The organism is Aeromonas sp. 11P (genome assembly GCF_051920165.1).
GTDB classification, from domain to species: Bacteria; Pseudomonadota; Gammaproteobacteria; order Enterobacterales; family Aeromonadaceae; genus Aeromonas; species Aeromonas veronii.
Window position 1 is genome coordinate 3,477,214 of sequence record NZ_JBQBDJ010000004.1, and the last position, 19,455, is coordinate 3,496,668.

Here is a 19,455-nt window from a genome sequence, read left to right on the forward strand (position 1 = left end):
TTTAAAGAGGCAGCCATGAGCATTCAGGTTCAACAACTCAACAAGCATTTCAATCAGTACGCGGCGCTGGCAGACATCAACCTCGACTTTCACGACGGTGAGCTGGTGGCGTTGCTCGGCCCCTCCGGTTGCGGTAAGACCACGTTGCTGCGGATCATCGCCGGGCTGGAGCAGGCCGACAGTGGCAGCGTCATCATCCGCGGTGAGGACGCCTCGGATCTGCATGTGCGAGAGCGTAACGTCGGCTTCGTGTTCCAGCACTACGCCCTGTTTCGCCATATGACGGTGTTCGAGAACGTGGCGTTTGGCCTGCGGGTCAAACCGCGCAGTGAGCGCCCGGCCGAGGCGGCTATTCGCGCCCGGGTCAAGGAGCTGCTGGATCTGGTGCAGCTCAGCCATGTGGCCGAGCGTTATCCGACCCAGCTCTCCGGCGGTCAGCGTCAGCGGGTTGCGCTGGCCCGCGCGCTGGCGGTGCAGCCCAAGGTACTGCTCTTGGACGAGCCCTTCGGTGCCCTCGATGCGCAGGTGCGCAAGGAGCTGCGCCGCTGGCTGCGCGAGCTGCACGACGAACTGCACGTCACCAGTCTGTTCGTGACTCACGACCAGGAAGAGGCGCTGGAGGTGGCGGATCGGGTGGTGCTGATGAACGCCGGACGGGTCGAGCAGATCGGCACCCCGGCCGAGGTCTACGACCAGCCCGCCAGCTCCTTCGTCCACAGCTTCCTTGGCAGCGTGAATCAGTTCCGCGGTCGGGTGGCGGAGCAGGGATTCGGTGTCGGCGAGCAGCTGCTCGGCGGGCCGTCGGCTTCTCATCTGGCCCACGGCAGTGCCGCCATCGCCTATGTCCGTCCCCATGAACTGGAGATCTTGCCAGCCGATGCGCCGGGCGGGATCCGCGCCACCATTACCCGCCTGCTGCCCATGGGGCCGCGCATTCGGGTGGAGCTGCGCGGTGACGGTGAGACCAAAGGGGCTCACTATGAGGCGGAGCTGACCAAGGAGGCGGCCAAGCTGTTTGCCCCGGGTCAGGGGGTGAAGCTGGTGGCCAGACAGGCGCAGTTCTATCCCGACTATCAGATTTGATGCTGTGTTGCGGGTGGTGTGGCCGCCCGGTTCAGGCGCTCTGCCGGGGCATGATCCGGCCAAATAACAAAAATGAGAGGGGCGAGCAGATTGTGTCGTCCACTCTTCGCAGGAGGCGACAAGGTGAATTTTCAGCAGTTACGAATTATCCGGGAGGCAGCGCGGCGGGATTACAACCTGACCGAGGTGGCCAACGCCCTATTTACCTCGCAATCCGGGGTGAGTCGCCATATCCGCGAGCTGGAAGAGGAGCTCGGTATCGAGCTCTTTATCCGCTACGGCAAGCGGCTGCTCGGTATGACCGAGCCTGGCAAGGAGCTGCTGGTGATTGCCGAGCGCATTCTCAATGACGCCAACAACATCCGCAAACTGGCCAGTACCTTTGCCAACCGCGACTCGGGCCGCTTGCTGGTGGCGACCACCCATACCCAGGCCCGCTATGCCCTGCCGCGGGTGGTGAAGGCGTTTCGCGAGCAGTTTCCGCTGGTACAGCTGGAGCTGCGTCAGGGCAGCCCGGAGGAGATTGTGCGGCTGGTGCAGACCGGCGAGGTGGATATCGGCATCAGCAGCGAGCAGCTCGACAAGAGCGAAGGGGTGGTGGCATTTCCCTACTACCGCTGGCACCACAATATCGTGGTGCCCGAGCAACATCCGCTGGCAGGTGAGCGGGATCTGACGTTGGCGGCGCTGGCCAACTGGCCTATCGTCACCTATCAAGCCGGGTTGACCGGGCGGGTACGGGTGGATGAAGCCTTTGCTGCGGCTGGTATCGAGCCGCAGATCCTGTTGACGGCGCAGGACTCCGATGTCATCAAGACCTATGTCGAGCTGGAGATGGGGGTCGGCATACTGGCCGACATGGCGTTCGACACCCAGCGCGATCAGGGGCTGGTGCAGCTCGATGGCAGCCATCTGTTTGCTCCCCACACCGCCTGGATTGGCCTCAAGCAGGGGCAGTTCCAGCACAACTTTGCCTGGCAGTTTATCCAGCTCTGCAACCCCGAGCTGGCGCTGGCGGATATTCAGGCCCGCGCCATGGGCAGCGAGCCCGCCCTCGACTTCCAGATTTGAATCGGAAGAGATGACAGAAGGGGAGCCAATGGCTCCCTTTCTTTATTGCTGGCAGATGAGATTGCCAGCGAAAACAGACGGCTTCATATGAATTTTTTCACTTAGGTTTGCCAGTTAATTTTGTTTGTTATCCGGTACTTGGGTTGCAGGATGGAATAAGTGACTGACCAAAGTCGATCCATTCAGGATAAAGCATGCCGTATAGCTACCTATCACATCTGCGTTGCAGCAAGAGTGGCGAGATCCATGAGGCTGACCAGCCCTGGCAACTGAGCCGGGCAGGTGCGCCACTGCTGGCCAGCTACGATCTCGATGCGCTGAAGCGAGCATGGCACCCGGCGGCATTGCTGGGGCGCCCGGCCAGCCTGTGGCGTTATCACGAGTTGCTGCCGGTACGGGATCCCGCCCACGTTGTGACGCTGGGGGAGGGATTCACCCCACTGCTACGGCTGCCTACGCTGGGCAAGCAGATCGGTATTCCGGATCTCTGGATGAAGGATGAGAGCGTCATCCCCACCGGATCTTTCAAGGCTCGTGGTGCAGCGGTGGGCATTTCCCGCGCGCGTGAACTCGGCGTCACTCACTTCGCCATGCCGACCAACGGCAACGCAGGCGCTGCATGGGCGCTCTACGGTGCCCGTGCCGGACTGCGCAGCACCATCGTTATGCCGCAGGCAGCCCCCGCCATCACTCGACTGGAGACCTCTCTCGCCGGTTCCCGTCTATATCTGGTGGATGGCCTTATCAGCGACGCCGGTCGTCAGGTGGCGCAGGCGGTAGCGGAGCAATCCCTGTTTGACGCCTCAACCCTGAAGGAGCCCTACCGGATTGAGGGCAAGAAGACCATGGGGCTGGAGATTGCCGAACAGCTGGGCTGGACCCTGCCGGATGTGATCATCTATCCGACCGGTGGCGGGGTCGGCCTCATCGGTATCTACAAGGCGCTGCGCGAGCTGCAGGAGCTGGGCTGGGTCAAGGGCGCGTTGCCCAGACTGGTCGCGGTACAGGCAAGTGGCTGCGCGCCCATTGTGCAGGCGTGGCAACAGAGAGCCACCGAATCGAGCTTCTGGCCCGACTCCCAAACGCTGGCGTTCGGCATCAATGTACCCAAGGCACTGGGGGATTTTCTGGTGCTGGACGCCCTCTATCGCACCGAGGGTTGCGCCATCGCGGTGGATGACAAGGCCATCCAGAGCGAGATCCGCCAGCTTGCCTCTCGCGAAGGCAGTTTTGTCTGCCCTGAGGGGGCCGCCGCGTTTGCTGCTGCTCGTCAACTGCGCGAGGCTGGCTGGATCCGTGGGGGAGAGCAGGTCGTGGTGCTCAATACCGGTACCGGCATCAAGTACCCGGATGCGATCACTGTGCTGCCCCAGCGTCTGCAGCGTGACGGGAGGATCCCGGCATGAATCTGGATCTGCCCTTTATCGTCACAACGCTGCCCGCCTTCGGCAAGGCGGTCTGGGTCACCTTGCAGCTGGGAACCATAGTGATCCTCACTTCGCTGGCGGTCGCCCTGCTCAACGTCGCCCTGCTGAGCCTGCACAAGCGGCCGCTCAGCGCCCTGATCCGCGGGTATGTCGAGCTGGCCCGCAACACGCCGCTGCTTATCCAGCTCTTCTTCCTCTATTTCGGCCTGCCTGCGCTCGGCTTGTCGCTCTCCGGGTTTACCACCGCGGTGATTGCCATGACCTTCCTTGGCGGTGGTTATCTGACCGAGGCCCTGCGTGCAGGCATTCAGGCGGTGCCCGCCAGTCAGCTGGAGGCTGGCAGGGCTATCGGGCTTTCTCGCTGGCAACTGCTGCGCCACGTGCAGTTGCCCCAGGCCTGGCTCGCCAGCCTGCCCGCGCTGTTTGCCAACTTCATCTTCCTGCTCAAGGAGACGACGGTGGCTTCGGCGGTGGCGGTGCCAGAGCTGCTCTACACCACCAAGAATTACATCGCCCTCTACTACAAGACCTACGAGATGCTGGCGGTGCTGACATTGATGTGCGTGCTGATCTTCCTGCCGCTCTCCCTCGCTCTGCGCGTCGTTGAAAGGAGGCTGCAACATGGTCAGTTCGGTCACTGAATCATTAATGCAGGCGAGGATCCCGATGTGGGCACTTATCTTCCAGCTGCCGCAGTCATTCGCCACCGAGGCGCAGGAAAGGAGGGCTCAATATGGCCAGTTCGATCTCTGAGCAGCTGACGCAGGCGCTGCCACTGTTGGCGGTGGGTGCGGGTCAGACCCTCGCTATCTCGCTGCTGGCCATCCTGCTTGCCACCCTCGGCGGTGTCGCTTACGGCGTGTTGGCACAACAGGGCGGCCGGTTGGTGCGGGGGCTGCTGCGGCTTTATCTCGAGCTGTTTCGGGTGGTGCCGGTGCTGGTGTGGCTCTATCTCTTTTTCTTCGGGTTGCCGATCTTTTTCGGCCTCGATATTCCGGCCTTCTGGTGCGCCGTGCTGGTACTCGCCCTCTGGGGCGCCAGCGAGGTGGGAGAGGTGGTGCGCGGTGGCCTCAACTCCCTCGCCCGTGGTCAGCAGGAGGCCGGCTTGGCGCTCGGGCTCTCGACCTGGCAGATCTATCGCCATGTGTTGCTGCCACAGGCGTTGCAGCGGCTGACGCCGCCGACCATCAACATCTACACCCGCATCATCAAGACCAGTTCGCTGGCGGTGCTGATCGGGGTGGTGGAGGTGATCAAGGTGGGCCAGCAGATCATCGAGCGCACCTATGGCTCGCTGCTTATTTACGGTCTGCTGTTTCTGTTCTTTTTTCTGGTCTGCTATCCGCTCTCGCTCGCCTCGCGCCGGCTGGAGCAACAATGGGGTAATGCGGTATGACACCTCTGCTTGAACTCGGTTCTGTCAGTAAACAGTTCGGCCCGAATCTGGTGCTGGATCGGATCAGCCTCAGCGTGCGCGCCGGGGAGGTGATCGTCATCCTGGGGCCAAGCGGCTGCGGCAAGAGCACACTGCTGCGCACTCTCAACGGGCTCGAGCCCATTCAGGGGGGCGAGATCCGCTTCGATGGTGTGCTGCTGGATGGTGCCACCGACTGGCAACGAGTGCGCCAGCGGATCGGCATGGTGTTCCAGAGCTATCACCTCTTCCCCAACCTGACGGTGCTGGAAAACGTGCTGCTTGGCCCCCTTCAGGTGCAAAAGCGGGAGCGGGCAGAGGCGCTGCTGCAAGCCGAGCCGCTGCTGACCCGCATCGGCCTGTGGGAGCGGCGCCATGACTATCCGCGCCAGCTTTCCGGCGGCCAGCAGCAGCGCATAGCCATCGTGCGGGCGCTGTGCATGAACCCGCAGGTGATGCTGTTTGACGAGGTAACCGCCGCCCTCGACCCCGAGATGGTGCAGGAGGTGCTGGAGGTGATCCGCGATCTCGCCGGCAGCGGCATGACCCTGCTTATCGTCACTCACGAGCTGGCCTTCGCCCGGGCGGTGGCGGATCGCATCGTCTTCATGGATGGCGGCCACATTCTGGAGCAGGCCGCCCCCCACCAATTTTTCGACAATCCCAGGAGCCAGCGTGCGCGCCAGTTCCTCGCCAAGTTTTCTTATACAAATGTCATCAAACGAAAGGAGTCAGCATGAAAAAAATCACCTCGGTTCTGCTTAGTGCCTTATTGGGACTGGGTATCGCCAGTGGCGCTGCCCATGCGGCGGACGGTTCCCTCGACAAGATCAAGGCGCGGGACAAGCTCATCGTCGGTGTCTTCACCGACAAGCCGCCTTTTGGCTACGTGGACGAGAAGGGGAACTACGTCGGTTTTGACACCGATCTCGGCCGCCGCTTCGCCAAGGATCTGCTGGGGGACGAGAACAAGATCGAGTTCGTGGCGGTGGAGCCAGCCAGTCGCATCCCCTTCCTGCAGAGCGACAAGGTGGATCTGATCCTCGCCAATATGACGGTGACGCCGGAGCGGCGCGAGGTGGTGGATTTCACCAACCCGAACCTGCGAGTGGCGGTACAGGTGCTGGTGCCGGAAGGGAGTCCGGCCAAGAAGCTCGACGATCTGGCCAGCAAGACCCTGATCGTGACCACCGGCACCACGGCCGACATCTGGCTGACCCGCAACCACCCAGAGTGGAAGGTGCTCAAGTTCGAGAAGAACACCGAATCCCTGCAGGCGCTGGCCCAGGGCCGTGGCGATGCCTACGCCCAGGACAATCTGGTGCTGTTCAGCTGGGCCAAGGAGAATCCGGGCTATCGGGTACTGCCCGAAAAACTGGGCTCGGAAGATCCCATCGCCCCGGCGGTGAAGAAGGGCAATATCGAGCTGCGTGACTGGGTCAACGATCGTCTCGCCAAGCTGGGTGAGGAGAAGTACCTGCTGAAACTCTATGACCAGTATGTGCGTGACAAGCTGAGCCCTGATACCGACCCGAATGATGTGATTGTCGAAGGAGGAAAATGGCAGGGTTAATGGACAAACCCTGTTTTGAAGAGTGTGTTGAGTGTGTGAAGTAAGTGAAGAGTGAGGTCTTGGTTCCGTTGGTATGCAAACCGCAAGGTTTGATTTTTCCGGGCGTCCCCTGCTAGAGAGGACGCCCTTTTTTATGTGCCCAAGCGTGGGTTAGTGCACTTCATCCCACGCCATCTGCCAGTGGGAGCCGATGCCCGGCTCGTACTGGGTGGCTGTGGTGGTCCACTGCTGGCAGTAGCCGCTGTAGGGGAAGGGCTTGCACTGATAGACCTTGCCATTTTTCGGCTGCTGCACCTTGGTGCCGGCGGCATAGGATTTGAGCGAGTTCGGGAAGACGAAGTCGTATTCGCCGCTGCTCTGCTCCTTGAACATCAGATCCATGGTCTGCTGGATGGTCTCGCCGCCCGCTTTCGGAGTGGCCTTGATCACCAGCTGGTGGTGACCAGCCTTGAGCCCTTCCAGCGCCATGGTAAAGGTGTGGCTGCTGTCCTTGATGTCAGCACTGCTTTCACCCTTGGCGACGCCGCCGTGGTCATAGAGGGTGTTGGTGACGGCCAGATCGCCCTGTGCGGTGACGGTGAAATCGAGGGTTGCCTTGCCGTTGTCCAGCACATAGTCGCTGGCCAGACCGCTGACGCTGATGCTGTCCACTACCGGCGGCTGCAGCTGTTGCAGGTCAATCTCGACTCGATCCAGTTTGCTGTCTCGATGCAGATAGACGGGGTTCATACCGTAGATCGGATTGAACTGGCCATCGGCTCCTTGCTGACCGGCGCGGATCAGGCTCTGCTCGGCGTTGATCTTGCTGGCGAGGGCATGAGCCCAGCTGTTCTTCTGGCCCTGCTCGGCGGTGGTGATGGTCAGCACGGTCTGCAGATCGGGGCGCTCGCCGTTGGCATCGAATACCCGGGTCATCGCCTTGTCACCCACCGCGAGATCGATGGAGGGGTAGATGGTGCCTGCCTGGCTCCACTCCAGCGGCGGCTGGCTGCCATCTTTGAACTTGGCGTCGATGATGTTGTAGAAGCTGTTGCTGGTGTCGCCCACTTCCCACACGCCGAGGATCACTTGATAACCGGTGCGCTCCGGCAGGACACAGTTGTGGGTCACCTGCTTGGGCGGCTGCACCATGTTGCCGTCGATGACGCAGAATGGGGTCAGGTCGAACGAGGCGCGGGTGAGCGGCTGGTTGGGGTTCCACTCCTGCTTGGTGAGGTAGTAGCGCCAGTTGCGGGTGACGTGGTTGGCAGTGAAGGTCCAGCTGATGGCGAAGGGGCCGGGCTGTACTTCACGCTTGGTCCAGCGGTCGCTGGTCTGGATGTTCAGCTCGCTCCAGCGCGGGCTGCCCGCCGAGGCGATTTGGCCATCCTGCGGGCCGCTTTGCGGGAAGCCTGATGGGCCCTCCACGCTCTGGGGCTCCCACTGCACACCGCCACACTGGCTGTTGCCGCCGGTCTTGCACAGGTAGTTGCGGCTCTCTGGCTGGCTGATGTAGCCATGAGCCAGGGCGCTGCCGCTGACCAGCAGGGCCAGCACCGCCGCAATGTGATTGAGTTGGATTTTTGCTGCCATACATTCCTCTGTTCGATAGATGTGGGCGTCAGTTGGCCGGGGAGATCCCCGATGCACACTTGCGTGTGGCAACCCCGCTATCCTGGACAAAACGTCTGTAGACCGGAGGCTTTGCGTCCCGACCTTTCGGTCAGTTTGCCAAATGACTAGATAGTTACTGATGGGCCAAATGTTCGGCCATCGGCATTGTGCACCGCATTGATTAATTATTTGAAGTTAAATGTTTAAATTCGCCATTCAATGGCGCGAAAATCAATCTAACCAACTGTTTTCAAATCACTCTCTTCATCCTGAATTGTGCTTAATATCGTTGAATATGCCGATAAGGTGCATGCTGATTGCGTGTTGTTGGCGTAAAAAAACCTGCCAGCAGAGCTGGCAGGTCGAGTGACAATGCGACACGGATTGACGCCATCAATGGCGGGCGCGCTGCTCTCCGGAGGGGGGAGATACGGGAGCCATCATCGGCGCAGTGGAGGACTCCTTGCCCAGTTTGAACACTGCAAGCCGCTCATCCAGACTGCGGGAAAGACCGGCCAGCAGCTCGCTCTCCTGCGCCAGTTGCGAGGCGGACTGGGACATCTCCAGCGCCGAGTCGTTGATGCCGCTGACGTTGCGGTTCATATCCTCGGCCACCATGCTCTGCTGCTCGGCGGCGGTAGCGATCTGGGTCGCCATGTCGCTTACATGCTGGATATGGTTGACGATCAGGGTGAGATCCTGGCCCGCCTGCTGGGACTGGTTGACGCTGCTCTCCGCCAGTTTGCGGCTGGTATCCATGGCATTGGCGGCGGTGACGGCCCGTTGCTGCAGCTGGGCAATGGTGCTTTGGATCTCTTCGGTAGACTGGCGAGTCCGGCTGGCCAGCTGGCGTACCTCGTCGGCCACCACGGCAAAACCGCGGCCTTGCTCGCCAGCCCGTGCTGCCTCGATGGCGGCGTTGAGGGCCAGCAGGTTGGTCTGCTCCGAAATGGCGCTGATGACGGCGGTCACTTCGCTGATCTGCATCACTCCCTCTTTAAGCTGGTTGACCTGCTGGGTGGCCTGCTCCACCTCGGTGGCCAGTGCCTTGATGCCGTGCACGCTGGCATGAACGTCGCGGTTACCGAGCCCGGCTTCTCCGGTCGCTTCTTGGGTATCCCGCGCGGTATTTTCGGCGTGCCCTGCCACATCGGAGATGGTGGCGCTCATCTCGTTCATGGCGGTAGCGAGCTGGGCCAGCTGATCCCGCTGGCTGGTGACCGCCTGATTGGTCTGCTCGGCAGAGGCTGCGATGCGCAGGGCGGCATCCGCCACGTTGCGGGCCCCCTGGCTGGCTTCCAGCAGGGCGTGACGGATCGCATCGAGGCTCTGGTTGGTGCAGCGGGCGACCACTCCCAGCTCATCCTTGCCCTGTACCGGGATGCTTACCACCAGATCCCCCTTGGCGACCCGTTGCATGGCGTTGTTGATCTGGCTGAGGGGGGAGACGATGGAGTGGGTGATGCGCCAGCCCAGCAACCCCATCAGCAGGATAACGATGGCGGTGGCGGTCCCCATCTTCATGTACTGGGCCCAGATGGTCTGCTGAATATCTTGCAGTAGCATGCCGGAACCGAGGATCCAGCCCCAGGGCTGATAGCCGGATACCATGGAGAGCTTGTCGGCGGTTTCGCCCGATGGGCCGGTCCAGACATATTGCAGGGTACCTTGCTTGCCACTGCGGGCGATATCGACCATCTGTTGCCAGAACTGTCCTGCGGTGGCACCCGTCCCTTCTCCCATGGTCTGGCCGACCAGTTCGGGCCGGATGGGGTGAACCAGCATCTTGCGGTTTTCGTCGATGACAAACAGGTAGTTGTTGCCATCAAAGCGGGTGTTGGTCAGCAGCTTGCGCGCCTCCTGCTGGGCCTGCTCTGCTGGCAGGGTACTGGCCAGAAACTGGATCTGGCTCATGGTCTGGCCCAGCACCGCATTGAGCCGGGCCTCTCGCTCGCTCATCAGATTGCGCTGGAGCGCGTTGGCCGAGATAAGCAGCAGCGAGACAAAACCGACAAACGCCAGCGTGAGCAGCAAAATCAATTTGCGGCTCACGGTGATATCACCGAGCTTGAACATGACTAAATCCTCGTTTCCCTGTTGATCTTATGTGGCTCTGTACCGCGGCAGCCAGCTCGTAAAAGTTAACAACTCATTTACTTTCAGTCTCTTGCCGACCTTTCTCAAATGAGCGTTTTAACATCAGTATAGTCAGCAGACAGCAACCCCCACTTTTTGGTAGCGTGTTGATGCGCATCCCTGCGCAATTTTTGCCAAAGAGTGTGAATGGTTTGGCATTTCATCAAAAAAAGGAGTGGGCCCCGCTGCGGGTGACCCCATAACAAGAGGGAATTTATGAGTTCCATTGCCAGGAATTACTTCAACCAGCTCAACGCCGACTACCTGCAGGTACACAGGCGCAAGGAGGATCTCTTCTGGTCCACCTATATGGGCACCAGCGATGATCAGGCCGGTTTCACCGTGGCCGAGCAGGCCTATAAGGCCTTTTGTGCCAATCCGGCCCGTCTGCCCGCATTGCGGGAAATGCTAGCCCAAGCCGACGAGGATGATCTCAAGCGTGGTCTGCAAGGCTGGATCGCCTTCTTCGAGTGCAATGTGATTGAAGATCCCGCTGCGGCTGCCCTGATGGATGAGCTGGTGGCTGCCGAGGCTGAGCTGTTCGCCCGCCGCAAAGGGCTGAAACTGACCCTGCTGGATGAGCAGGGCCAGCAGGTGGCTGGCAGCCTGCCCGCCGCCAGCACCTCCCTTGCTGCCAGCCCGAACGTGGCGGTGCGCCAGAGCGCGCTCGCCATGTTCCGCACCCTGGAGCAGTGGGTGGTCGGCAACGGTTTTCTCGAGGTGGTGGCGATCCGTAACCGCTTTGCCCGCGCCATGGGCTATCGCAATTACTTCGACTACAAGGTGCGCAAGAACGAGCAGATGAGCCCGGAGCAGCTGTTCGCCATCCTCGACGACTTTATCGCCCGCACCGACGCTCGGTTGCAGCAGAGTCTGGAAGAGCTGAAGGTTGCCAAGGGGGAGGCGGCCCTGCTGCCCCACAACCTGCGTTACAGCGTGAGCGGCGACGTCACCCGCCAGCTCGATCCTTACGTGCCCTTCTCACGGGCGTTGCGGGATTGGGTTGAGAGTTTCCGTCGGCTCGGCATCCAGTATCGCGGGGCGACTCTGACGCTGGACTTGCTGACCCGGGAGGGGAAATACGAGAACGGCTTCTGCCACGGCCCGGTACCGAGCTTCTTCCAGCAGGGGGAGTGGGTGCCGGCGGTGGTCAATTTCACCAGCCTGGCCGATCCGGCGCAGGTGGGCAGCGGCTGGAGTGGCCTCAACACCCTGTTCCACGAGGGGGGCCACGCCGCACACTTTGCCAATGTCACCGGCAACGCCCCCTGCTTCTCACAGGAGTTTCCGCCTACCTCCATGGCTTATGCCGAGACCCAGTCGATGTTCTGCGACAGCCTGCTGGACGATGCCGACTGGCTCAAGCGCTACGCCAGAAATGCGGCGGGAGAGGCTGTTCCTGATGCCCTCATCAAGGAGATGATCGAAGCGCGTCAGCCGTTTCGTGCCTTGAACGAGCGCCAGCTCGCGCTGGTGGCCTACTTCGAACGGGATCTCTACGCCATGGATGAGGCCGAACGCACTCCCGAGGCAGTGTTGGCGCTGGCCCGCAAGTGGGAGCGCAAGATCCTCGGTGTCGAGAGCCCGCGCCCGCTGCTGGCCATTCCGCACCTCCTTAATCAGGAGTCGGCCTGTGCCTATCACGGCTACCTGCTGGCGCTGATGGCGGTGGAGCAAACCCGCGCCTACTTCCTCAAGCGTGATGGCTACCTCACCGACAACCCGCGCATCGGGCCGGATCTGGCTGCCCACTACTGGGGGCCGGGCAACGGCATGACTCATGATGAGACCCTGCGCAGCCTGACTGGCGAGGGATTCAGCGCAGTGCCGCTGGCCGAAGCGTGTAACCTGAACGCCGCCGACGCGTGGCAACAGGCGCAAGCCTGCATGGCCGCCGCGCAGCAGCGCCCCGCGGCGGGTGAGGGAAGCCCGCTCGATGCCCATATCCGGGTGGTACACGGCGCCGAGCTTATTGCCGACAACAGCGAGTCGGAAACCCGCATGCTGGCAGATTTCGAGGCGTGGATTACCCGGTGCTACTTTGCTGGAGATGTCAGAGAGGCGCTGAGCTGCGTGCAGTAAGTGATGTGATGAAGGCAGGCTTGATATGAATAGGCAATTGGCAGGAGGGGCGACCTTCCTGCCATTCTTTTTTTCATTATTCACGATTCATCAATGACTTTATTTCCGCAATTTTCACAGATGGCGTGGCGTTCAAAGCGATCCATGTTGGCCAGAAAGGGGCCGGCGGCCCAGCCGGTAATGAAGTCCTTGATAAAAGCTTTGCGCTTTTGCGCCGGTGTCAGCTGCTGGCCAAAGGATTTGTCGACCAGTACCACGACATGGTTGGTTTCGCGCTGACAACTCGGGCAGACGCGTTGTTCGGTGGATGAAAGCAAGGGGGATCTCCTTGTCCAGAAGAGTGGGCGGCAGGTTTTCCGCCGCAGATATGTAACATCCCCATTTGATTCCTTCTGCTGGCAGGTCGTCAATCACGGCAGAGGTGGATTGTGCGCCATCTCCTGTGAAGAGGGGCGAGCCAACAAGGGTGATCACGAGGGGCCAGTCGGCCCCTCTTTTGTTTCCGTTTGTCACAAATTGCCACACAAGCTTCCCCCTCTGGCAAAGTCTTGTGACCGGACGGGGTTGTAATGGAACCATGAGCAGGGGTGAGGCCCTGCCACGATGGAACCAGGGAGCATGTTATGACGAGTAAACGGGTGTGGTGGCTGTTGCCGCTGCTGGCGGTCGGGGTCTGGTGGCTCGGTTATGCGGGGGATGCCAACGGGGTGTGGCCCTGGCGCCATGAGATGTTGCTGCTGACGGGCCTGCTGGGGATGGCCTATATGGCCATTTCGCTGTTGCTGGCGTTGCGTCTGCCGCGGCTGGAGGTGTGGTGTGGCGGTCTGGACCGGATGTTGCGATTGCACCGTCAGACGGCCATCGGCGGCGCATTGGCACTGACCGTTCACTGGCTGCTGGTGGAGGCGCCCAAGTGGGCGGTCTCGGCGGGTTGGCTGAGTCGTCCCGCGCGGCGTGGGGCCAGCGGTGCTGGGGCTGGTGCAGGTAATGGCATCTCGCTCCATGCCCTTGGCAATACCCTGGGTGAGTGGAGTTTCTATCTGCTGATCGCACTGGTGGTGGTGAGCTTGTTGGCGCTGGTGAGTTATGGCCGTTTTCGGCTGATCCACCGGCTGGCGCCGCTCATCTATTTGGCGGGGTGGGGACACGGGCTCTGCCTGTTGCCTCAGGTGGGGGCCATGACCCCGGTGGGGGTATCAATCTGGCTGGTTGGCGGGATAGGTGCCATTGGCGCCCTCTACTCCCTGCTGGGGCAAGTGGGAGCACGGGATCGCCATCCGGGCCGGGTCATTGCGGTGCGGGCGTTGGCGGATCACACCAGCGAGCTGACCATGCAGCTGGAGCGGCCGCTTGCCCATTATCGCCCGGGCCAGTTTGCCTTTTTCGAGTTTGACACCAAGGAGGGGCCGCACCCCTTTACCCTGGTGCGGGTGTCGGCGGATCGGCGCCAGCTGGTGATCGCGGTGCGGGCGCTCGGGGATCATACCCGTCAGCTGGTGGCAGAGGCGCGCGTCGGGGATGAGGTGGTGGTGACCGGCCCCTATGGTGCCTTTGTCGCCCCGCAGAGAGGAGGCCGAGCCCTCTGGCTGGGGGCCGGGATCGGCATCACGCCGTTTGTGGCCTGGCTAGAGGGACTGGCTGCCCGTGGCGAGCGGGGCGAGGGGATCACCCTGATCCAGTGTGCGCCGGATCTGGCGGGGGCTGTCTACCACCGACGGTTGGCCGAGCTCTGTCATCGCACCGGCGTGCGCTATCAGCTGCATCTGGACAAGGTGGCCGGGCGGCTGGAACTGGCTCGCATCGCGCAGGATGCGCCCGAGCAGGTGTGGTTTTGCGGGCCGGAGAGGATGGCAGATGCCCTGACCCGGCTGTTGCCGGACGGGCATCTGCATCGCGAGCTGTTTCGCTTTCGTTGAGCGCAGTTATTTGGTGCTGGCTGGCAACTGCTTGAGGGCGGCTTGTACCGCCGCTTCCAGCTGCGGGTCGCGTCCGGCCACCATGTCGACGGGGGTGAGGGGCACCTGCAGATCCGGGATCAGCTCCTGATTCTCGTAGAAGGTGCCGTCCGGCTTGCGCAACCCCAGGGTCGGAATGCCATAGGAGAGGCCCGGGATCAGCCGGGAGTCGTGGCTGTAGACCATGGTGCCGGTGCCGGGCACCGGATCGCCGACGATGGGGCCGACCTTGAGGGCGCGGTAGTACTCGGGAAAGGCGGAGCCTTCCGAGTAGCTGGCGGCGTTCACCAGCACCACCGAAGGCTTGGTCCACTGGCGAGTGGCGGCGTCGGTTTCACCCTTGCCTTGACGGGGCCAGCTGCTGGCCATCCCCTTGGTGCTGCCGCTGCCGGTCAAAAACTCCACCAGGGTATTGGCGAGATAGCCGCCGCTGTTGAAGCGGACATCGACGATCAGCGCATCGCGATTGCGCTGTCTGCCGAGGGCATCCGCCACCACCGCATCGTAGATCTCGCTATTCATTGCCGGCAGATAGACGTAGCCGACCCGTCCTCCGCTCAGCCTGGCCACCAGCTCCCGCCGTTTCTCAATCCAGCGATCCTGTTGCAGCTGGTACTCCTGCTGCTTGTCGATGGCGGTGAGCACTACCTCGTCAGTTTGCTTGTTGCCCTCCTGCTGGAAGGTGAGGGCGAGCCGAGCACCGGCCTGATGGTTGAGGGCCCGATCCAGCTCGGCCAGATTGGCAATCGGGACGCCGTTGATTGCGAGCAGGCGGGCGCCCGGGGCGATATCGCTCTCCTGATCCAGCGGGCCGCCAGAGAGCAGGGCGGTGAGCATCACCCCTTGCTCGCCATCCTGCCAGTAGCCGCCGAGGCTGGCGGTCTCGTCCGCCATGCGCGGGAAGGGGGCGGGGCCGCTGCCCCAGGTGTGGGAGACATTGAGCTCGCCAGCCAGCTCTGCCAGCAGGTTGCCAAAGTCCCGCGGGTTGCCGATGCCCGGCAGCAGGCGGCGGTAAGCGGCGACATAGCTATCCCAGTTCACCCCGTTCATATCGTCCAGATAGAACTCGTCCCGGGTGAGCCGGGCGATCTGATCGAAGGCGGCGGTCATGCGTTCCTGCCAGCGGCTGGTGGGCTGCAAGGCGAAGGGGGCGCTGGTGGTCTCGCCGGAGTCGAGGTGGATCCGGGTGATCTCCCCATCCTGCACCAGGGTAGCCAGGGTGCCCTGCTGGTTGAGGCTTGCCAGCGCTGGGCCGGGCTGCTCGCCAAACAGTTTGCTGGTTTTGCCCTTGCGCAGATCCTGGCTGTAGCCCTTGATCTCGCTCTCGCTGTTGACCCCCATCTCCTCTACCAGATAGATCACTTGGTCGCCGATGATGCGGCTGGCGATCAGGGTGCCGGTGGGTTGCAGCAGCAGCGCTTCGCGATGGTTGAGACGATCGATCTCAAAGCCGTATCCCCCTTTCGGCGGCTCCAGTTCGGCAATCGCATCGGCTCTGGCGGCGCGGCTGCTGTAAATGCCGAGCAGGTTGGTGACGAGGGGCTCGCCATCGGGCCCCAGTGCGCCAAATCGGGTCGATTGCCAGTAGAGGATGGCGCCATCCTGGCTCCAGCCCGGTTGCCCATCCTGATAGCCGTTGAGGCTGACATTGACCGGTTTGGCCTTGGGATTGGTCGTATCGATCACCGCGATCTCCTGCTCTGCCGCATCGGGGCGGAAGGTGAGCGCCAGATGGCGGGAGTCGGGGGCAAAGGCGAGATGCACCTCGTGGCGCGACGGGTTGAAGCTGGCAGGTACCAGCTCCCGCTGCTTGTTGCTCGCCAGATCCAGCAGATGGATGGCCTGGCCATCCACCACGAAGGCGAGCTGTTTGCCATCGGGGGAGAGCACCGGACGGCTGATCCCCTTGCCGGGAATCGCCAGCAGCAGACTCTCGGTCAGAGTGCCGGGTTCGCTGAACAGCAGATCCGGATCCCCCTTGCGCAGGCGATAGAGGGCGGCGTGCCCCTGCTGCTCCGACAGATAGATGAGGGCGCGGCCCTGCTCGGCGAAGAGGGGGCTGGATTGCTCGCTCGGATCGCGGGTCAGCTGACGCACCCGCTCCCGCTCGGGGTCGACGGCAAACAGGTTGCCCTCGCTCACCAGGATCAGCTCGTCCGCCTCTTCGCTGACCAGCGCTTCGTCTGCCAGGGTCAGGGCCTCGCTCGCCTCATCCGGCGCGCTCGCCACTTGCGGGGTGAGGGTCAGCTTGCGTGGCTCGCTGCTATCGGCATCGAGGCGATAGAGCTCGCCCAGCCATGACCAGACCAGATCGCCATTGCGAGAGGCGCTGAGCCCCCGCACCGGATGGCCCTGATAGTGGGTCAGCTGTTGCTCCTTGCCGCTGGCAAGATCCCGGCGCCAGACGTTGAAATCGCCGCTGCGCTCGCTCAGGTAAAAGAGGGTATCTCCCTTGTCGCTCCAGACCGGATCGGTGGCCGCCACCCGATCTTCGGTCAGCTGCTTGTGCTGCTTGCCATCAAACAGCCAGAGACGGGGCACCGCGAACGAGTGCTGATGCTTGCGAAAGGGTTGATCCGCCGCGGGCATCTGATAGGCGAGCCGCTCCCCGTGGGGACGGGCGAGGGTCGCAGGCAGCGGCAGATCGGCCTGCAAGGTGCCGCCGGTGATCGGGGTCCAGTAGAGCTCGCCCCATTGGTAGCCTTCCGCGACAAAATGGTCGGCATCGGGCGCCCCCAGGCGCTGGCTGCTCAGCAACAGCCGTTTGCCATCGGCGCTGAAGGCTTGCGGCAGATCGGTGCGTGAATCGCGGGTGAGGCGCACCATCTCGCCGCCGTTGGCAGGCACCACGAACACATCCTCGTTGCCGTAGAGATTGGCGGCAAAGGCGAGCTGTTTGCCATCCGGCGACCAGATTGGCCGCTGGCTCAGGTAGTCGCTGCCGGTGAGCGCCGTGGCGGGGCCACCCTCGGCACTGGCGACAAAAATGCGCCCCTGCCAGGTGAAAGCAAGCTGCTTGCCATCGGGGGAGAGGGCGGGCTCGCGCAGCCAGAGTGCATCGGCGGCGACACTGGCAGGCAACCAGAGCAGGAGTGGCGAGAACAGCAGGGTGGCGAGGCGGCACGAAGAGCGCATGGCATGATCCTGTTGGGGAGTGGAGTGGTATCTTCGCCGATCATTGCCCTGGGTGCCAGCGCGATAATTTTTGGTATCTTGTTGTTTTAACTGTTAATTACCAATGCCAAATGACAGCGTTCAAGGAAGATGGCCTTGCTGCGGCAAGATATGTTTTGCCGGGCATATTGAGTATTGATGGCGATCCAATATCATGGCGCTCGCTCGCCGCTCGGCGGGCATCGTTCAGATGATCTGGTAACAAGAAAAGCCCGCACCAGAGGCTTGTCGAGGGATGGAATGAGAGCCGTATTACTGTGTTTGTTGGGGCTTTGGCCCGCATTGAGTTTTGCCTTGACCGAAAAAGCCGATTTGGTGGTGGTCAAGAAGTCGACCTATAGCCTGACCCTGATGAAGGATGGCAAAGAACTGAAGCGCTACTGGATTGCTCTGGGCCCGGCGCCCAAGGGGCACAAGCAGCAGGAAGGGGATCAGCGTACGCCGGAAGGGCGCTACACCCTCGACTACAAGAAGACCAATTCCGGCTACTACAAAGCCATCCATATCAACTATCCGAACTTGGATGACATCAAGCGCGCCAATGAGCTGGGTGTTCGTCCGGGTGGCATGATCATGATCCACGGCCAGCGCAACAGCATTGGCAACCGCAGGGTTCAGCCCTCCAACTGGACCAATGGCTGCATCGCCATGCTCAACCACGAGCTGGATGAGGTGTGGGACGCTATTGACCCGGGTACGCCCATCGTCATCGAGCCCTGATCCCCTTGTGCACGCCCGCGACTCCGCGGGCGTTTTATTTCCCGCCAGTGATGACGTGACAGCGCTTGCTGTCCCGTGCTAGTTTTTTCGGCTCGCTTTGGCTGTGACAAGGAAGATCACATGATGTCAGTAACGAGCTTGCCCGAGCGAACGGGGATGCTCTGGTGGCGTGCCAAACTGGATATGCTCCCGCTCTCCATTTCGGTGATCCCCTGGGGGATCCTGTGTGGCGCTTTGGCGTTGCAGGCAGGGCTGAGTCCGCTTCAGGCTCAGCTGATGTCGTTGCTGGTCTACGCCGGAGCCGCCCAGCTCTCTGCCACGACCCTGTTTGGGGCGGGCACGCCCCTGCTGCCCATCATGGGCTCCACCATGGTGATCACTTCTCAGCATCTGCTTTACGGCTTCACCTTCCGCCGTGACGTATTGCCGCTCTCCCTGCGCTGGCGGGCCAGCCTTGCTTTTTTCCTGACTGATGAGATGTTCGCTGTGGCGCTGAAAGACCGGGAGCGCAGCGGCCACTTTGATCCGGCCTACGCGCTCATCGCGGGATTCGTCTTCTATCTGTTCTGGAATCTGGCGACCCTGCTCGGCATCGCGGCCGGTCAGTACATCGATGGACTGGACAGCATGGGGCTGGATTTTGCCATCGCGGCCACCTTCATCGCCATGACCATTCCCGCCATGAAAAACTTGCCCATGGTGGCGGCCACTCTGGTGAGCGGCGGCACAGCGTTGCTTACCAAGCCGCTGCTGGCGGAGATCCACATCATCGTCTCGGCTCTGGCTGGTATGGTGGTGGGCTATGTGCTGCACCGGATGAGGAGGTAGCGTGAGCTGGCTGATGATTGGCCTGCTGGCCCTGATCACCTTTTTCAACCGCTTCGCCTTCTTTTCTCGGTTGACCCGATATCAGCCGGGTGCCGAGATGGGGGCGTTTCTCGGCTTCTCGGCCCAGTCGGTGCTGACTGCAATCTGGTTGCCCATCGTCTTTAGCTACGAGCCGGGGATAGGTCTTGACTGGGATCCTGACTACCTGACCGCCACCCTGTGGGTGATGCTCTTGACCCTGTTGCGGCTGCCGACTCTGGTTGTGGTGGTGGGTGGAATGGGGGGCTTCTTTCTGCTGCGCTGGCTGGGAGGCATAGCCGAGCTCTTGCCTTGGTGAAGCGCGAGCCGTGATCTTGTGTAATGGATGTCATTATTCGACATCCGTCATGTCATGAATGT

The 19,455-nt window shown here is 61.8% G+C and carries 16 protein-coding genes and 1 riboswitch; of the genes, 12 read left to right on the forward strand and 4 right to left on the reverse strand.

The window, feature by feature from the left end; all coding sequences use genetic code 11:
• Nucleotides 1-15: 15 nt before the first annotated feature.
• The 7 genes from ACTG1P_RS16120 to ACTG1P_RS16150 all read left to right on the forward strand — a co-directional run bounded on the left by ACTG1P_RS16120 (nt 16) and on the right by ACTG1P_RS16150 (nt 6,568).
• Complete coding sequence (locus ACTG1P_RS16120) at nt 16-1,083, forward strand: sulfate/molybdate ABC transporter ATP-binding protein (RefSeq protein ID WP_042053281.1); 1,068 nt, start codon at nt 16-18, stop codon at nt 1,081-1,083.
• Nucleotides 1,084-1,206: 123 nt separating this feature from the next.
• Complete coding sequence (cbl, locus tag ACTG1P_RS16125) at nt 1,207-2,154, forward strand: HTH-type transcriptional regulator Cbl (protein WP_040096707.1); 948 nt, start codon at nt 1,207-1,209, stop codon at nt 2,152-2,154.
• A 194-nt stretch (nt 2,155-2,348) separates the two neighbouring features.
• Nucleotides 2,349-3,560, forward strand: a complete 1,212-nt coding sequence (locus ACTG1P_RS16130) for a threonine synthase (protein WP_040096709.1) — start codon at nt 2,349-2,351, stop codon at nt 3,558-3,560.
• The gene (locus ACTG1P_RS16135; RefSeq protein ID WP_043850026.1) at nt 3,557-4,222 is read left to right on the forward strand and encodes an amino acid ABC transporter permease; all 666 of its coding nucleotides are present in this window, start codon (nt 3,557-3,559) and stop codon (nt 4,220-4,222) included. The genes ACTG1P_RS16130 and ACTG1P_RS16135 overlap by 4 nt, the downstream gene beginning before the upstream one ends.
• Nucleotides 4,223-4,314: 92 nt before the next feature.
• Complete coding sequence (locus ACTG1P_RS16140; RefSeq protein WP_440001700.1) at nt 4,315-4,977, forward strand: amino acid ABC transporter permease; 663 nt, start codon at nt 4,315-4,317, stop codon at nt 4,975-4,977.
• Nucleotides 4,974-5,735 carry an amino acid ABC transporter ATP-binding protein gene (locus ACTG1P_RS16145; protein ID WP_440001701.1) on the forward strand — a complete coding sequence of 254 codons (762 nt, stop codon included), beginning with the start codon at nt 4,974-4,976 and terminating at the stop codon, nt 5,733-5,735. Before ACTG1P_RS16140 ends, ACTG1P_RS16145 begins: the two co-directional genes overlap by 4 nt.
• Nucleotides 5,732-6,568 (forward strand): transporter substrate-binding domain-containing protein, encoded by an 837-nt coding sequence (locus tag ACTG1P_RS16150; RefSeq protein ID WP_040067363.1) that lies wholly within the window; start codon nt 5,732-5,734, stop codon nt 6,566-6,568. Before ACTG1P_RS16145 ends, ACTG1P_RS16150 begins: the two co-directional genes overlap by 4 nt.
• 150 nt (nt 6,569-6,718) lie before the next feature.
• Here the strand turns inward: ACTG1P_RS16150 and gbpA are convergent, their stop codons facing one another.
• Together gbpA and ACTG1P_RS16160 are read right to left on the reverse strand one after the other, a co-directional pair.
• The gene (gene gbpA, locus ACTG1P_RS16155) at nt 6,719-8,140 is read right to left on the reverse strand and encodes an N-acetylglucosamine-binding protein GbpA (protein ID WP_440001702.1); all 1,422 of its coding nucleotides are present in this window, start codon (nt 8,138-8,140) and stop codon (nt 6,719-6,721) included.
• Between the two features lie 64 nt (nt 8,141-8,204).
• A riboswitch (cyclic di-GMP riboswitch) is annotated at nt 8,205-8,290 on the reverse strand.
• 264 nt (nt 8,291-8,554) lie between these two features.
• Nucleotides 8,555-10,237, reverse strand: coding sequence for a methyl-accepting chemotaxis protein (locus tag ACTG1P_RS16160; protein ID WP_440001703.1), 1,683 nt, complete (start codon nt 10,235-10,237; stop codon nt 8,555-8,557).
• Between the two features lie 276 nt (nt 10,238-10,513).
• On the opposite strand from ACTG1P_RS16160, the gene ACTG1P_RS16165 reads away from it, so the two are divergent.
• Nucleotides 10,514-12,379, forward strand: coding sequence for a M3 family metallopeptidase (locus tag ACTG1P_RS16165; RefSeq protein WP_440001704.1), 1,866 nt, complete (start codon nt 10,514-10,516; stop codon nt 12,377-12,379).
• 80 nt (nt 12,380-12,459) lie between these two features.
• Here the strand turns inward: ACTG1P_RS16165 and ACTG1P_RS16170 are convergent, their stop codons facing one another.
• Nucleotides 12,460-12,696 (reverse strand): hypothetical protein, encoded by a 237-nt coding sequence (locus ACTG1P_RS16170; RefSeq protein ID WP_139442957.1) that lies wholly within the window; start codon nt 12,694-12,696, stop codon nt 12,460-12,462.
• Nucleotides 12,697-13,002: 306 nt separating this feature from the next.
• Here ACTG1P_RS16170 and ACTG1P_RS16175 point away from each other — a divergent pair, with 306 nt between their 5' ends.
• On the forward strand, nt 13,003-14,295 hold the full coding sequence (locus ACTG1P_RS16175; protein ID WP_440001705.1) for a ferredoxin reductase family protein: 1,293 nt from the start codon (nt 13,003-13,005) through the stop codon (nt 14,293-14,295).
• 6 nt (nt 14,296-14,301) lie between these two features.
• Here the strand turns inward: ACTG1P_RS16175 and ACTG1P_RS16180 are convergent, their stop codons facing one another.
• Nucleotides 14,302-17,469, reverse strand: a complete 3,168-nt coding sequence (locus ACTG1P_RS16180; RefSeq protein WP_440001706.1) for a S41 family peptidase — start codon at nt 17,467-17,469, stop codon at nt 14,302-14,304.
• Nucleotides 17,470-17,748: 279 nt separating this feature from the next.
• Here ACTG1P_RS16180 and ACTG1P_RS16185 point away from each other — a divergent pair, with 279 nt between their 5' ends.
• The 3 genes from ACTG1P_RS16185 to ACTG1P_RS16195 all read left to right on the forward strand — a co-directional run bounded on the left by ACTG1P_RS16185 (nt 17,749) and on the right by ACTG1P_RS16195 (nt 19,393).
• Nucleotides 17,749-18,228, forward strand: a complete 480-nt coding sequence (locus tag ACTG1P_RS16185) for a L,D-transpeptidase family protein (protein ID WP_005340284.1) — start codon at nt 17,749-17,751, stop codon at nt 18,226-18,228.
• A 120-nt stretch (nt 18,229-18,348) separates the two neighbouring features.
• Nucleotides 18,349-19,056 carry an AzlC family ABC transporter permease gene (locus ACTG1P_RS16190; protein ID WP_440001707.1) on the forward strand — a complete coding sequence of 236 codons (708 nt, stop codon included), beginning with the start codon at nt 18,349-18,351 and terminating at the stop codon, nt 19,054-19,056.
• A 1-nt stretch (nt 19,057) separates the two neighbouring features.
• Nucleotides 19,058-19,393, forward strand: coding sequence for an AzlD domain-containing protein (locus ACTG1P_RS16195; RefSeq protein ID WP_005340292.1), 336 nt, complete (start codon nt 19,058-19,060; stop codon nt 19,391-19,393).
• The last annotated feature ends 62 nt before the right edge of the window (nt 19,394-19,455 follow it).